This window comes from Verrucosispora sp. FIM060022, assembly GCF_003977705.1.
GTDB lineage: Bacteria > Actinomycetota > Actinomycetes > Mycobacteriales > Micromonosporaceae > Micromonospora > Micromonospora gifhornensis.
In genome coordinates, this window is record NZ_RQIV01000003.1 from 448,794 (window position 1) to 463,575 (window position 14,782).

General features: G+C 71.4%; 13 protein-coding genes. 4 read left to right on the plus strand and 9 right to left on the minus strand.

Annotated elements, in window-relative coordinates:
- Positions 1–64: 64 nt before the first annotated feature.
- The 6 genes from EG812_RS12590 to EG812_RS12615 form a co-directional block, all read right to left on the minus strand.
- Positions 65–1,675: a M28 family metallopeptidase gene (locus tag EG812_RS12590; RefSeq protein ID WP_199743855.1), complete on the minus strand. Its 1,611-nt coding sequence runs from the start codon at positions 1,673–1,675 to the stop codon at positions 65–67.
- Between the two features lie 232 nt (positions 1,676–1,907).
- Complete coding sequence (locus EG812_RS12595) at positions 1,908–2,558, minus strand: 4Fe-4S single cluster domain-containing protein (protein WP_126711635.1); 651 nt, start codon at positions 2,556–2,558, stop codon at positions 1,908–1,910.
- Entirely contained in the window at positions 2,551–3,369 is an 819-nt protein-coding gene (locus tag EG812_RS12600) for a ComEA family DNA-binding protein (protein WP_158632505.1), read from the minus strand. The genes EG812_RS12595 and EG812_RS12600 overlap by 8 nt, the downstream gene beginning before the upstream one ends.
- A 79-nt stretch (positions 3,370–3,448) precedes the next feature.
- Positions 3,449–3,661 (minus strand): DUF2997 domain-containing protein, encoded by a 213-nt coding sequence (locus tag EG812_RS12605; protein WP_126711637.1) that lies wholly within the window; start codon positions 3,659–3,661, stop codon positions 3,449–3,451.
- Positions 3,661–4,113 (minus strand): hypothetical protein, encoded by a 453-nt coding sequence (locus EG812_RS12610; protein WP_126711638.1) that lies wholly within the window; start codon positions 4,111–4,113, stop codon positions 3,661–3,663. Before EG812_RS12610 ends, EG812_RS12605 begins: the two co-directional genes overlap by 1 nt.
- 28 nt (positions 4,114–4,141) lie before the next feature.
- Entirely contained in the window at positions 4,142–5,788 is a 1,647-nt protein-coding gene (locus EG812_RS12615) for a Ycf46 family AAA ATPase (protein WP_126711639.1), read from the minus strand.
- Positions 5,789–5,935: 147 nt separating this feature from the next.
- On the opposite strand from EG812_RS12615, the gene EG812_RS12620 reads away from it, so the two are divergent.
- From EG812_RS12620 to EG812_RS12630, 3 genes are all read left to right on the plus strand, one after another.
- On the plus strand, positions 5,936–6,775 hold the full coding sequence (locus EG812_RS12620; protein ID WP_126711640.1) for an aldo/keto reductase: 840 nt from the start codon (positions 5,936–5,938) through the stop codon (positions 6,773–6,775).
- A 255-nt stretch (positions 6,776–7,030) separates the two neighbouring features.
- Complete coding sequence (locus EG812_RS12625; RefSeq protein WP_013731815.1) at positions 7,031–8,044, plus strand: daunorubicin resistance protein DrrA family ABC transporter ATP-binding protein; 1,014 nt, start codon at positions 7,031–7,033, stop codon at positions 8,042–8,044.
- Positions 8,041–8,898, plus strand: a complete 858-nt coding sequence (locus EG812_RS12630; RefSeq protein ID WP_013731814.1) for an ABC transporter permease — start codon at positions 8,041–8,043, stop codon at positions 8,896–8,898. Before EG812_RS12625 ends, EG812_RS12630 begins: the two co-directional genes overlap by 4 nt.
- Positions 8,899–8,981: 83 nt before the next feature.
- Here the strand turns inward: EG812_RS12630 and EG812_RS12635 are convergent, their stop codons facing one another.
- Both EG812_RS12635 and EG812_RS12640 read right to left on the minus strand, forming a co-directional pair.
- On the minus strand, positions 8,982–12,230 hold the full coding sequence (locus EG812_RS12635) for an ATP-binding protein (RefSeq protein ID WP_126711641.1): 3,249 nt from the start codon (positions 12,228–12,230) through the stop codon (positions 8,982–8,984).
- 65 nt (positions 12,231–12,295) lie between these two features.
- A complete protein-coding gene (locus EG812_RS12640) occupies positions 12,296–13,633 on the minus strand; it encodes an AAA domain-containing protein (RefSeq protein WP_126711642.1) in 1,338 nt (445 codons plus the stop codon).
- Positions 13,634–13,768: 135 nt separating this feature from the next.
- Here EG812_RS12640 and EG812_RS12645 point away from each other — a divergent pair, with 135 nt between their 5' ends.
- Complete coding sequence (locus EG812_RS12645; RefSeq protein ID WP_013731801.1) at positions 13,769–14,089, plus strand: GYD domain-containing protein; 321 nt, start codon at positions 13,769–13,771, stop codon at positions 14,087–14,089.
- Positions 14,090–14,149: 60 nt separating this feature from the next.
- Here EG812_RS12645 and EG812_RS12650 read toward each other — a convergent pair whose 3' ends face one another.
- Positions 14,150–14,761, minus strand: coding sequence for a TetR/AcrR family transcriptional regulator (locus EG812_RS12650; RefSeq protein ID WP_233579464.1), 612 nt, complete (start codon positions 14,759–14,761; stop codon positions 14,150–14,152).
- Positions 14,762–14,782 lie beyond the last annotated feature (21 nt).

The following is a 14,782-nucleotide window of genomic DNA, read 5'->3' on the forward strand; positions in this document are numbered from 1 at the left end:
AATAAGGGGCCCCTCCTCTGCCGCAGGCGTTAAGAAGGGGCCCCTCCTTTCGAGCTGAGCCGGCCTACTTCCAGTGGTGCTTGTGGCCGTGCTTGTGGTGGTGCTTGTGCCCCTTGCCCTTGCCCTTACCCTTGCCCTTTCCAGGTGCCTTGCCCGGCACGCCGTTGACGGCCGAGGTGTCGAAGGCAAAGGTGATCACCGAGGCGGCGACCGCGTCGGAGTTGACGTCGAGCGCGAACACGTTGACGTTGCCGTGGAGCTTGTACTTCTTGCCCAGCGACTTGTACACCGCCGCGTCGGCCCCGTCGGCGACGGGCGTACGGCTGTCGCAGGCCAGGTGGTAGCAGGGGTCGTAGGCGACTCCCGCCACACCACCGAAGAGGGCGGCTTCCTCGGCCGTCTTGACGCCTTCCGCCCCGGTGAACAGACCACCGGCGGGGATGTTGACGTCGATGAACGCGCCGTAGTCCGAGCGACCGGTGAAGTCGGAGGCCACCGTGGGCAGCTTCCGGGAGGCGAAGAACTTCTCGAAGACCTTCTCGATCTGCGCCGAACCCTCCGGCCCCGGGCCGGAACCCTCCTGCGCCGAGTCGTCACCGTCGTACACCCCGAACACGTAGTTCGGCGAGCCGATCATGTCGAAGTTGAGGTAGAGGGCGATGTCGGCGACCTGCTGCTCGCTCAGGCTGTCCACGTAGTACTGCGAGCCGATCAGACCCGCCTCCTCCGCACCCCACCAGGCGAAACGGACCGCGTTGTACGGCTTGACCTTCGCCATCTGGAGCGCGACCTCCAGCAGCGCGGCGCTGCCGGTGGCGTTGTCGTTGAAGCCCGGGCCGGCCGGGTCCGAGTCGAGGTGCGCCCCGGCCATGACGACGTTGTCGGTGCGGCCGTGCTTGCTCTGGGCGATGACGTTCTCGGTGCTGCGGATCTCCGAGGTGGTGTCGGCCTCGATCCGCAGGGTGAGGCCCGGCGTCGTCGCGAACTGCGCACCGGTGTTGTAGGACACCGAGACCGTCGGGATGCCGACCGGGGCGCCGAGGGTGCCGGCGAACAGGTCGTAGCGGTCGGCGTTGGCCTCCGGCGTACCGTTGCCCTGGTTCATCACGATGGCGCCGATCGCGCCGGCGGCCTCCGCGTTGACGACCTTGTCGCCGAAGGCGCAGGTGCCCCGCTGCAGCAGAGCGATCTTGCCGGCGACGTCCACGCCGGCGAAGTCGCTTGCCTCACAGCCCGACGTCGACGCGCGCGGCGGGTCGAGGGCGAGGTCCACCGGGACGACGAGGCCCTGGGCGACGCCAGCGCCGGAGTAGTCCATCAGCGTGTAGTCGACCCCGTCGACGTACGTGGTGGCGGTCGGCGCCACCTGCGCGAACGACGAGCCGAACTCCTCGTAGAACGCGAAGTCGAACTGCTGCCGGCTGACCTGGTAGCCGGCCTTCTTCAGCAGCCCGACCACATAGTCGGCGCTCGCGTCGTAACCCGGGGTCCCGGAGGCGCGGGTGCCGTTGTTGGCGTTGGCGATGTCCTGGAACTTGTCGAGGTGCTTGAGCACCCCCTTGACCGTCACCGCCTTGGTCAGCTTGTCGACGGTGTTGTTGTTCGGGCTGGCCTGCGCCGGGCCGGCCAGCGCCATCGTGCCGAGGAGAGTGCTGGCCGCGATAGCGGCGACCACCCGCCTACCTGAGAAAGGCACCACGATGTGCCACGTCCTTCCTCTGTGGATATCCGGCTCCCCGCACCCCCGTGCGCCGGATTGTTCGTCAATCCTGCTGCACCGGGGCGGCACCGCAAAGCACCTGTTCAGCCGAGTCACATAGACGTTCGTCCCAGGCACTCATCTGCCCCGATGACTGCTCCGGAGTGACGGTATCCGATGTCACCGATCGGCGCAGGTCAGCGCCGGTTCACCGGTGCGAGGCCCGCAGACCCGCCAGCAGTTCGTCGAGGGCGTCCGGGTCGGCCCACCCGTTCACCGCGACCCGCCCGGCCGGGTCCACGGTGATCTCGACCCGGTCGGGGTTCGCCGGCAGCTCGTTCAACAGATCCGGGAACCGGTCGCTGAGCACCACGAACTCCTGATTCGTGGAGCCCACCCACGGGCGGCGGATGTCGATCCGGTCCGCCTGGAACGGGCCGGCCACCAGCAGGTCGGTTGCCGCGAGCAGCGCGGCGACGTCGGTACGTCCGGCGTCCACCGCCGCATCCAACTGCGACCGGGTGTAGCCGGTGAAGGTCATCACCGAGCGTCCGGCCGCCCCCACCTCGGCGGCCACCCGGGCCAGGGCTGCCGCCTGGTCGAAGGGTTCGCCGCCCAACAGCGTCAGCCCGTCGGTGCCGGCGTCGAGCACCAGGCGCGCCAACTCGTGCGGCGCGACCTGCTCGCCGCCCCGGAATCCCCACAGGTGCGGGTTGAAACAGCCGGGGCAGCGGATGGCGCAGCCCTGCACCCAGATGGCGGTCCGCTCGCCCGGTCCCTCGGCTCGGGTGGCGGCGAGGAACCGGGCCAGGGCAACGGTCTCCGCCGGGCCGCGCGGGATCGGAACAGGCTCAGACATCCAGTACGCGCCCCTGCGGCGGTAGTCCCGGCGCGGGTGGTGCCGGTGGTGCGCACACCAGACGGTCCCGCAGTCGGGCGTACTCGTGCGGGGCCAGTCCGGCGGCGGCGACGAACTCCGACAGGCTGCCGAATCCCCCGCGCCGGTCCCGCTCGGCGAGCACCTGCCGGGCGCGCTGCGGATCGAAGCCGGGCAGCGCCGCAAGGTCGTGTGGCCCGGCGCTGTTCACCTCCACCGGCCCGGTGTTCGCCGCCTGAGGTCCGGCGTCCACCCGCTGGTCCGGCACCGGCCCGGCGGCCGGACCGGGTCCGAAATAGTCCGTCGGCTGCGGCAGCGGCGGATAGGCAGCAAAGGTCGGGTCCCCCGCCGGATACACCGGCATGGTCGGCGCCTCGGACGGGTACGCCGGAGAGATCGGCGGGGTCGACGGGTATTCCGGGGCGGTCGGGCTCAGGCTCGGTGGTGGTGCGAGCGGGCCGGGCGGGTACGGGCTGCCCGGTCCCCCGGGTGGCTGCTCGGCGTACCAGGGACGGTGTCCGGCCCGCCACTTCAGCCACGAGGAGTTGATCAGGAAGGCATGCACGATGCTGGCGGCCCAGACAGCCAGCACCAGACCAGCCATCCAGTCGGACAGGGCGCTCTCCGAGTCGGCTTCACCGGTCAGGACGAACGCCGTCCAGCCGATCAGCAGGTAGCCGATGCCGGCGATCCACCAGGCCGGCCGACGGGCCCGCAGTCCCACGTAGAGGAAGCCGAACCCGCCGAGACAGCTGAGGCCGAGAATCGGCAGGAGCAGCCACCAGCTGTGCATCAGACGCCAGGAGAATTTCGCCGCCGGTGACGGCTGTCCGGGCGGCGGGTGACCGGTGAGGGGAGGCCACCGCCCCGGCTCAGGCGCGCTCGACATCACGGTTCTCCTGGCGTACGGCCGTGGGGGTACGGGCGTGGTCGGCGGTGAAGGCGCTGTGGAGCGTACGGGCCGCCAGCAGGTCCTCCAGCACGTCGACATAGTCCAGGCACTGGTCACCGAAGATGTCGCGCGTCTCGGCGCTCACCTCACCCGAACTGCTCACGGTGATCACGATTCGCGGTCGCTCGGCCATCAGGACCGCCCCTCGACGGCGAACACCAGCCGTACGGTGTCGTCCTCGACGACCTGTTCGGACTCCAGCCGCAGGCCGGCGGCGGGGGCCTGCTGGCGCAGCCGCTCCAGCACCGCCCGCTGGACCTGCCGCCCGTACGCGACATCGATGGCCCGGACCACCTCGACGGCCCGCTGCTCGTCGACCTCGCCGGCGAAGTGCGCCGTCCAGATGCCGTCGGCACCGCGCTGGAACCTCGCCCGTACGCCCGTCCACTCCGCGGTGATGGCGTCCTGGTCGACGCCGACCACCGCGGCGGTGTCGTGCAGCGCGGCGGCGAGCAGTGTCTCGTCGCGCATCCGGGTCTGCACCTGGCAGACCACCCGGCCCTGCCCGTCGCGTCCGGCCGAAACGCCCTGCGCCGCCGCCACGGCCGCCACGGCCAGCGGCAGCAGTACCAGCGAGATGCTCATGATCGATCTCCCGTGCTCGGCATGGCACTCAGAATTCCACCGCTCGTCCACCCTGCCCGCGCGCAGCGGGCGGGGCGACGGGCGGGGGGACCTCGTCGCGGCGGCCGGACCGGGCGCCACCGTCCCAGTCCTCGGCAGCGGTGGCGGCGACGGCCCGGGTGTCGGCCCAGGTACGCAGGGCGTCGATCCGCTCGGCCTGGGTGACGCTCAGCGGCACCATGCTCACCACCGACTGGGCCAGGTCGTCGCGGCGCAACGGGCGACGCTCGGAGAAGGCGTCGAAGAGCCCGCCGACGACCGCCTGCTCGATCTCCGCCCCCGAGTAGCCCTCGCTCAGTGCGGCGAGTTCGGCGAGCAGCGGTTCGTCGAGGGTCAACCCACCGGCGACGGCCGGATTGCGCAGCCGTCGGGCGAGGTGTACCCGCCAGATCGAGGCCCGTTCGGCGCGGGTAGGCAGGTCGACGAAGAAGATCTCGTCGAAGCGCCCCTTGCGGAGCAGCTCCGGAGGCAGCGCCTCGATGTTGTTGGCGGTGGCGATGACGAAGACGGACTGCTTCTTCTCCTGCATCCAGGTCAGGAAGGACCCGAAGACCCGGGTGGAGGTGCCGGAGTCCCCGGTTCCACCGGCGAAGCCCTTTTCGATCTCGTCGATCCAGAGCACGCAGGGGGCGCTGGCCTCGGCCGTACGGATGGCGGTGCGCATGTTCTGCTCGCTGGAGCCGACGAGCCCGGCGAAGACCCGACCGATGTCCAGCCGCAGCAGCGGCAGCCCCCAGGCGGCGGCGATCGCCTTCGCGGTCAGCGACTTGCCGCACCCGGGCACCCCGGTGATCAGCACGCCCCGCGGCGCGGGCAGCCCGTACGCGGCCGCCTCCGCCAGCCAGGATCCGTCCCGCTTGGCCAGCCACCGCTTGAGGTTCTCCAGCCCACCGACGTCGTCGAGGTCGACGTCGGCTTCGACGAACTCCAGCAGCCCCGACTTGCGGACGGTCTGCCGCTTCTCCTCGTGCACCACCTCGAGGTCGTGAGCGTCGAGCATCCCGTCGTTGACCATCGCCCGGGCGAAGGCGTTCTCCGCCTCGTGCAGGGTCAGCCCGAGGGCCGCCTTGGCGAACCGTTCCCGGCCCTGGTCGTCCAGCACCATCTGGATGCGTCCGTTGGCGGCATTGGCGGCGATCATCGCGTCCAGCACCTGCCGGATCTCCGCCTCGGTGGGCAGCGGGAAGTCGACGATCGTCACCTCCTTGTCCAGCTCGGCCGGGATGTGCAGCACCGGCGAGACCAGCACGAGGGTGCGCGGCACCGGACCGGACTTGAACGCGGCGACCAGATCCCGCAGCCGCCGGATCAGGCCGGGACTGCCGGGTCGACCGTCGGCGCCGAGCGCCGGATGCAGATCCTTGAAGATCAGTACGCTCGGCTGGTCGACCCGCAACGCGGCGTCGAGCGCGGCCTCGGGATCGGTGGTGCCCTGGCGGGGCGTGCCGTCGGGCGCCACCAACCCGGTCGTCAGCGACCAGATCCAGACAGCGCGGGGCGTACGCACCGCCGTGGCGTCCCCGGCGATGGCGCAGACCTCGGCGACGACCCGCTGTTCCTCGGACGACTCGACGTAGAGAATCGGAAACCGAGCCTTGAACATCTGGGCCAGCGCATCGCGGAACGCAATTACCACGCCGCATTCCCTCCCCGCAGAACACCGCCGACGAGGGCAAACCATAACAGCCCTCACCTGTGCCGAAACTCGGGTGCAACCCGGCTAGCGGCATCGACAGCGGCGGGTCGACGTGCGAAGTTCGACGTCAACGGGTAAGCCGATGCGATGGCGAACACCATTCCGACCGTCACGCTGAACGACGGCAACACCATCCCGCAGCTCGGCTTCGGGGTGTTCCAGATCTCCCCGGCCGACAGCACCGAGGCGGTACGCCGCGCGCTGGACATCGGCTACCGGCACATCGACACCGCGCAGGGTTACGGCAACGAGGCCGAGGTCGGTCAGGGCGTACGCACCGCGGGGCTGGCCCGCGAGGAGGTCTACCTCACCAGCAAGCTCAACAACAACGCCCACCGTCCGGCGGACGCCCGCGCGGCGTTCCAGGCGTCGCTGGACGCGCTGCGCACCGACTACCTCGACCTGTTCCTGATCCACTGGCCGGTGCCGACCCGCTACGACGGTGACTTCGTCTCCACCTGGAAGGTGCTGGAGGAGTTCAAGGCCGACGGCCGGGCCCGGTCCATCGGGGTGTCCAACTTCCAGGTGCCGCACCTGGAGCGGCTGGCCGCCGAGACGGAGGTGGTGCCCGCGGTCAACCAGATCGAGGCGCACCCCTATCTCAGCAACGACGAGGTGCGGGCGTACGGCGCGAAGAACGGCATCGTCACCGAGGCGTGGTCGCCCATCGCCCAGGGTGCGGTGCTCGACGACCCGACCATCACCGACATCGCCGCGCAACTCGGCCGCACGCCGGCCCAGGTGGTGCTGCGCTGGCACATCCAGCGCGGCGATGTGGTCTTCCCGAAGTCGGTCACGCCGACTCGGATGGCGGAGAACTTCCAGATCTTCGACTTCGCGCTGGACGAGGCGACCATGGAACGGATCACCCGGCTGGACCGGGGTGAGGACGGACGGACCGGCCCGCACCCGGACACCTTCGGATAGCTGCCGAGCTGACCTCACGGTTGTTCGCCGGCCGCCGCTAGATCGGATCTAGCGGCGGCCGGTCGCCGTCTCGCGCCAGTAAGGCGAAGCTGGCTACAACCACGGCCGACCGCCATCGTTGTAGGAGTGGTCGGCCACGCTGCGAATTGTCGTACGCGTGCGCTGTGGTGGGGCAGCATGCGGGTCGAGCGTACGGGCGTACCGCCGGTGCCCTGGCGACCCGCAGACGTCCCGGACGGAAGGAAGAACAAGATCATGAGTAGACGCGCCACCGGCCTCGCCATCGAGGCCGCGGGGCTGACCAAGTCGTTCGGCGAGACCCATGCGCTCGCCGGACTGGACCTGGCGGTGCCCGCCGGTGCCGTGTACGGGCTGCTCGGCCCGAACGGCGCCGGCAAGACCACGGCGGTGCGGGTGCTGGCCACGCTGCTGCGCCCGGACGGCGGGCAGGCCCGGGTCTTCGGCCACGACGTGGTCGGCGAGGCCGACGCGGTCCGCGCCCGGGTCAGCCTGACCGGCCAGTACGCCTCCGTCGACGAGGACCTGACCGGCACGGAGAATCTGGTCCTGCTGGGCCGGCTGCTCGGTCTGGGCAAGGCGGCCGCCCGGGCGCGGGCCGAGCAGCTGCTGGAGGCGTTCGGGCTGACCGAGGCCGCCGGTCGGCAGGTCAAGAAGTACTCCGGCGGCATGCGGCGGCGCATCGACATCGCGGCGAGCATCCTCAGCACACCCGACCTGCTGTTTCTCGACGAACCGACCACCGGGCTCGACCCGCGCAGCCGCAACCAGGTGTGGGAGATCGTCCGGGCGGTGGTGGCCCACGGCACCACCGTCCTGCTTACCACTCAGTACCTCGACGAAGCCGACAAGCTGGCCAGCCGGATCGCGGTGGTCGACCACGGCCGGGTGATCGCGGAGGGCACCCCGGGCGAGTTGAAGTCGTCGGTCGGCTCCGGCACCATCCACCTGCGCCTACGGGACGCGGCGAAGCGGCCGGACGCCGAGCAGTTGCTGCGGACCACCCTCAACGTGCCGGTGCAGCTGGATCCGGATCCGGTGGCGATCACCGCTCGGGTCGGCGGCGACGGCAGCGACCTCGACGCCGGCGCCCAGGCGGCCCGGGCGCTGGGCGAGTTGTCCCGCGCCGGGATCGTGGTGGACGACTTCTCCCTCGGTCAGCCCAGCCTGGACGAGGTCTTCCTGGCCCTGACCGACCGTCCCGCCGTGCCGGCCGAAGCCGAGCCGGAAGCCTTGGAGGCAGCCCGATGAGCAGCGACACCGCCACCTCGAGCGGCCGGGCACCGTCGGTCTACGTGCCGTCGACCGAGGCGTTGGCGACGATTCTCGCGCCGGGGCAGCGACCGCCGCGGCCCAGCCCGCTGGCGGCGTCACTGGCCTTCAGCTGGCGCGCCCTACTCAAGATCAAGCACGTGCCGGAGCAGCTGTTCGACGTGACGGCGTTCCCGATCATCATGGTGCTGATGTTCACGTACCTGTTCGGCGGGGCGCTCGCCGACAGCCCGCGTGACTACCTCCAGTTCTTCCTGCCGGGCATCATGGTGACAAGCGTCGTGATGATCACCATGTACACCGGGGTCGGGCTGAACACCGACATCGAGAAGGGCGTCTTCGACCGGTTCCGGACGCTGCCGGTGTGGCGACCCGCCGCGCTGGTCGGCATGATCGTCGGGGACGTGCTGCGCTACATCCTGGCGGCGGTGGTGATCCTGACCGTCGGGCTGGTGCTCGGCTTCCGCCCGGACGGCGGGGTGCTCGGCGTACTCGCCGGGATCGGCCTGCTCGTGATCTTCTCGTTCGCGTTCTCCTGGGTGTGGACGTTCTTCGGGCTCGTCCTGCGCAGCGAGAAGTCCGTGATGGGGGTCAGCATGATGGTGCTGTTCCCGCTGACCTTCCTCAGCAACGTCTTCGTCGACCCGTCGACCATGCCGGGCTGGCTCCAGGCGTTCGTCAAGGCCAACCCGATCACGCACCTGGTGTCGTCGGTGCGGGCCGCGATGGGCGGTACGACGGACGCGTCGAGCATGACCTGGATGGTGGTGTGGAGCGCCCTGTTCATCGTGGTCTTCGGCACCCTGACCATGTACCGCTACAACCGCCGCTGATCAGGACGCGGCGCCCGGGCCGTGGCGGGACCGGCAGACCGGTCACCGTCACGGCCCGGCCACCACGGCCACGACCCGGTCGGTCACCGTCGCCACGGCACGGGTTCGGTGGGCTGGTAGCGGCAGGCGGTGCCGGTGGAGATGGTCTGACGCAGGTGCGCGGCGAGCGGCGGGTGTTGCTGGTCGAGCCGGCGCAGCGTGTCCCGGATCCGGGCGGTGACGGTCTTGCGGGCCCGTTCCGCCTCGTCGCCGAGGCGGCGGTGGCGCCCGGCCAGGCCGGCGGCCGAGCGCAGTTGGCCGATCAGGGCCCGACGCTCGTCGTCGAGGGTCGCCACGCGCGCCGTGTCGTCCCGCATCGCCGCCCGGTCGATCTCGTCGTCGAGCAGCGCCAGGTGCCGCCGGTAGCGGTTCCTGGCCTCCTCGTCGAGAATCTCGTCACCACCGAGCCGTCGAGCGGCGACGAGTTCCGGCCCGGCGGCCGGGTCGAGCAGCCCGACCGCCGGCACGTCGACACCGGGGCAGCCGAGCAGCAGATGCAGGTCGTTGAGCCCTTTGGTGTCCGGCAGGTACGCGGTGGTGCCGCCGTACGTGAGTCGCCAGACCGCCCCGTCCCGGCAGAACTCGTACGCCGGGGTGGTTGTCGCCGCACCCGACCCGGAATCGGGCGATGGCTTACCGGCCGGTGCCGGAGACGAGCCGACGGGTGTGGGGGCGGCCAGCCGGGCGAGCACCTGCCGCATGTCGAGGCTGCGCGCCTCGCGCTCGGCTTCGCGGCGCAGACCGGCGGCGACCGCCGAGTCGCCGGGGCCGTCGCGGGCGATGAGCGCGTCGGCCAGTGCGGTGCTGGCGATCAGCGACCAGGGCCGTGAACCCATCCGGTCGGCGTTGTCGCGGGCGGCGGTGAAGCCGGCGACGGCGTCGTCCCAGCGCTTGTCGGCCGCGTCGACCACGGCCAGCCAGTGGTCGACCGGGCCGCTGATGTCACAGCCGTACACGGCGACCAGCCACTGCCCCCGGTACGGTAGCAGGGCCTGCCGGGCGGCCTCGCAGCGATCGGGGGCGGTCACCGTGACCTGGGCCTGCAACCGCAGCCACAACGGCAGGATCACCGACGGGTAGGTGCCACCGGCCGCTTCCAACCGGGCGGTGATCCGGGCGGCGTGGCGGTGGTCGCCACGTTCGGCAGCGGTGACCGCGTGGAGCAGGTCGAGGAACTGATGCTCGGCCGGATCAAGCCCGTCGAGCAACGCCTGCGCCTCGTCGAGGCGACCACGCAGCAGCAACAGCGACCAGATCAGGTGCAGGTCGATGAACAGGTGTTTGTCGTCCTCCCATCCCTCCCACCACAAGCCCGACGACGATTCCGCGACGGGGCTGCGCAGTTCGGCGTAGCAGGCTTCGGCGGCCGCGAAGTCGCCCCGGAAGGCGCTGATGATTCCGCTGTCGATGTTGGCGGCCATCTGATGCCGGACCTTGCCGGCCTGCCGGCCGGCGGTCACGAAGGCGGTGAGCTCGTCGAGGTAGCGCGGATCGCCGAGTTCCAGTAGCGCGACCCAGCGCAGCGACGTGGCCCAGAGCGGGGTTTCCTGGTCACCGGAGCGGCGGGCCACCTCGCGGATCTCGGCGGTCAGCGCCGCCCTGTTGGCGGCCGTCCCCGGCCCCCATGCGGCGTCGTGGCGGGCCCAGAGGCTGACGCTGAGCGCGTCGTCGTCCTGGTTGCGTCGGGCAAGCTCCTCGGTGGCGTTGATCAGGCCGACTTCCAGGGTTTCGACCGGCACGTCGGACCCCGGCTCCCCGACGAGCCGCCGGTACGCCTCCCGCACCAGCGCCTCCGTGTCGATCTCCGGCCGCGAGGTGAGCTGACAGTGTCGGTAGACGCTGAGCGCGAAGCGGGCCAGCAGCGCCGGTTCGTCGACCGCCAGCGCCTGCACGGTGGTCTCGGCGAGCAGTCGACTCGCCTCGGCCTGATCGCCGGTGTGGAAAAGGCGATCGGCCAACTCGATCATGATGCGTACCCGTTGCACCTCGTTTCGGCTGACCACCAGCGCCCGACGCAGGTGCACCGTCGACTCCTCCAACGCGAGCCGGCAACTGGCGTCGCGGGCGGCGGCGATCAGCAGGTCGGCGCAGCGGTACGGGTCGAGCCGGTCACCGGCCAGCCAGGCGTGCCGGGCCAGGTCGGCGGGGACCAGCCGCTCGGCGAGCGCGGCGTGCTCGTCGACGGCACGGACCACGGCCGCGTGGTGATCATTGCGATCGTCGTCGGTGAGCCCCTCGTAGAGGGTCTCCCGGACCAGGTCGTGGGCGAAGGCGTACCCGCCGTCGGGCTGGGCGAGCACGAGGCGCGCGCTCACCGCGACGTCGAGCAGCTGGTCGAGGCGGGTCGGCGGCAGCCCGGCGCCGGCGGCGAGGACCGCGCGGTGGAACTCCCGGCCGAGCACCGCGGCGACCACGAGCGTGTGGACCACCGCCTCCGGCAGATGATCCAAGCGTCTGCGCACCACCTCCCGGACACCGGGCGCGATGCCGCTCGCCGCGCCGTCGACGTGCCAGAGCCGAGCGGTCTGCTCGACGAAGAACGGGTTGCCACCGGTGCGCCGGTAGACGTCGTCGACGCAGTCGGCGGTGGGTTCCTGCCCGGTGACGCGGGCGATCAGCACCCCGACCTCGTCGCGGGACAGGCCGGTGAGGGTGATCGGGGTGGCCTTGGCGGTCAGCGACATCAACAGCGGGCGCAGCGGATGATCACCCGCTTCGACCTCGGCGTCCCGGTACGTGCCGACGAACAGCAGCCGCTCGAACCAGGTGTGCTGGGCGGCGAACTGCAACAACCGCATGGACGCCGCGTCGGCCCAGTGCAGGTCGTCCAGGACCACCACGACCGGCCGACGTTGGGAGACCGCGACCAGGGCGGTGGTGACCGCGTCGTAGAGGGCGAACGCCTCCTGCTCGACCGCGTCACCCTCGCCGTGCGACCCGCTTACCATGCGGTGGCCGGCCGGCTCGCCGTGCAGCAGGGCGAGGGCCGGCTCGGCGGACTCCCGGGCCACCGCCCAGTCGGCGGCCGACCGGCGCAACCCACGCAGCACCTGCAACCAGGGCCAGTAACCGGGAGCGCTCGCCGAATCCCAGCAGGCGGCACCGAGGACCAGCGCGCCCTGCCGGCGGGCCTCGTCGGCGACGGCGGTCACCAGCGTCGTCTTGCCGATGCCCGGCTCACCGCCGACCAGCACGAGACCGCCGTGACTGGCGGTGGCGCGGTCCAGCTCCGCCCGGAGCAGGCCGGCCGGATGTTCCCGCCCGATCAGCGCCGCGCCGGACTGCGTCCCCATGAACCGACGGTAACCGACACCACCGACACCACGGGCAGGCCCGGGGCGGCACTCCGACGAGCCGATCAGCCCGATTTCTGGTGCGGGACCGCCGTCGCGCGCAGGTGGGCCAGGATGGCCTGGTTGGCCTCCCAGCCGTCGGGGAACTTCACCGGCACGTCCAGTTGTGGCACGTCGGTCGACGGGTGGGCGTCGAGCAGTTCACCGATGCCGGCCCGGGCCACCACCACGCAGGCCTGCCGGTGCCGGGAGGCGAGCACGCAGAGCCGCCCCGACTCCAGGTGGAAGGCGGTCGCGTCGCGTCGGCCGGAGAGCGGGTGCAGCACGATTGTCACGTCGTACTCCCGGCCCTGGAGGCGGTTGGCGGTGTCGACGGTGATGCCCGCTCCCGCCTCGCCCAGCTGGGCCCGGATGGCCGCGACCTGGTCGCGGTGCGCGGCCCCCACGGCGATCCGGTCCGCGGTGACCGGCGCGCCGTCGGGCGCCTGCTCACAGACCGCGACCGCGCCGCGCGCCAGCACCCGCAGCGCGAGCGCGGCGCACGCGGCGGCGGCCTCGGCATCGGTACGCAAAGTGTGCCGCGCCGGCAGCTCGTAGAGCGCCCAGCCGGTGTCGGTCGCCAACTCCACCGCCCGGTCCACCGCGTCACCGCGCCCGGCCCCGGTCAACCGCAGGGCCCGGTCGGCGGAGCCGGTGCCGGCCCGGAAGCCGCTGAACGGGTAGAACGCCGTCGACACCACCGGGGCCGCCGAGGCGGGCAGCCGCCACGAGACCGGCAGCCGATGCACCGGCAGCTGCGGGTTGTGCCGCAGCAGCACCGCCACCGCCGACTGCATCGGATCCCAGGTCAGCCCCGCCCACCGACCGACCTCCACAGTGGAGAACGGGTCGAGCTGCCCCGGATCCCCCACGAACAGGGCCCGCTCGAACCTGCCGGCCACTCGCAGCAGGGCGTCCGAGCGCATCTGGTACGCCTCGTCCACGATCGCCCACGGCCAGCGGCCCTCGGTGACCGTGGCCCACTTGGCGGCCGTACCGATGATGACGGCCGAAGCCGCGAGGTCGGTGACCTTCGCGGCGACCCGGACCTGCTCGTGCGCCCGCACCCGGGCCGACGGCCGGTAGTCACCCGCGGAGAGCCGCCCGACCCGCAGCTCGGGTGCCTTGCGGGCGAGCCGGTCGATCAGGTCGTCCACCTGCTCGTTGGTCTGCGCGATGACCATGAGCGGCTCGCCGGCGCCGGCCAGCTCCACGGCGGCCCGCACCACAAGTGTCGACTTGCCCGCCCCGGGCGGCGAGTCGACCACCACACCCCGATGCTCCCCGGAGCGCAGGTCGGCCAGCACGGCGGTGATCACCCGCTCCGCTTCGACACCCGGCGGCACGTCCCACTCGGCCCGCATCCTCGCCCACCTTCCGACCGACTCCTGCCCGCACCATAGTCAGCGGCACCGACACGACCGGGTCCGCCAGCGCCTGCATAACCTCCGGCGCAGCGGGTAGGCGCGTCGCCGAACCAGGCGGAAGGCGGTGCCGGGATGGCGAAGTTCCTGCTCACGACGAACTACACGGGCGGCGGGCTGGAAGGGCTGACCGCAGACGGCGGGACGGTACGCGTCGAGGTCGTCCGGGCGCTCGTCGAGAACGCCGGTGGCCGCCTGGAGGCCCTGTACTTCTCGTTCGGCCAGTACGACACGTACGTCATCTGCGACCTGCCCGACGAGGTCACCGCCACCGCCGTGGCGATCGCGGTGCGGGCGGGCGGCCTGGTGAACGCGCGCCTCATCCCGCTGCTCACCCCGGAACAGGTCGACGCCGTCGTCAACCTGCCCGTCGCATACCGACAACCCGGACACTGAACCCGCTGCAGATCCTGGTACGCGGCCCTGCGAGGGCGCCGTCGTACCAGGATCTGCGCGTCAGGTGTGCAGCCCTCTGATCAGGATGGCGACCAGGGGGCGGGGGTCGTATCGGGGGTCGGCGCCGATGCAGAGGTTGCCGATGCCGCGTAGCAGGGCGAACGGCTCGATCGGGGTGATCTGACCGGCGTCGACGGCGGCGTCCAGCAGCAGCGTCACCGCGGGGATCAGATGCTCCAGGAAGTAGGTGTGCAGGGGCTCGAAGGCGGCCGCGTCGGAGCGCATCGCCTCGGCGAGGCCGTGCTTGGTGATCAGGAAGTCGACGAACAGGTCGACCCAGGCGGCGAGCGCGTCGTGCGGGGTCGGGCCGGTCGCCAGCAGGGTGGGGGCGGCCTCGGCGCAGGCCTGCACCTGGTGCCGGTAGACGGCCACGATCAGATCGGCGCGGGCCGGGAAGTGGCGGTAGATCGTACCCACGCCGACACCGGCCCGGGCGGCGATGTCACGGACCGGGGCATTGACCCCGGCGTCGACGAAGGCGGCGGCGGCAGCCTCCAGGAGCGCCTGCTTGTTGCGCTCGGCGTCCGCCCGTTTGCGCGGCGGCGGTGAGTCGGTGTTGCGGGCCGGCACGGTCCTGTGGCCTCCGTCACGATGACTGAGCAAACGGAACATGGTTCCGTATCGTCTAAACGG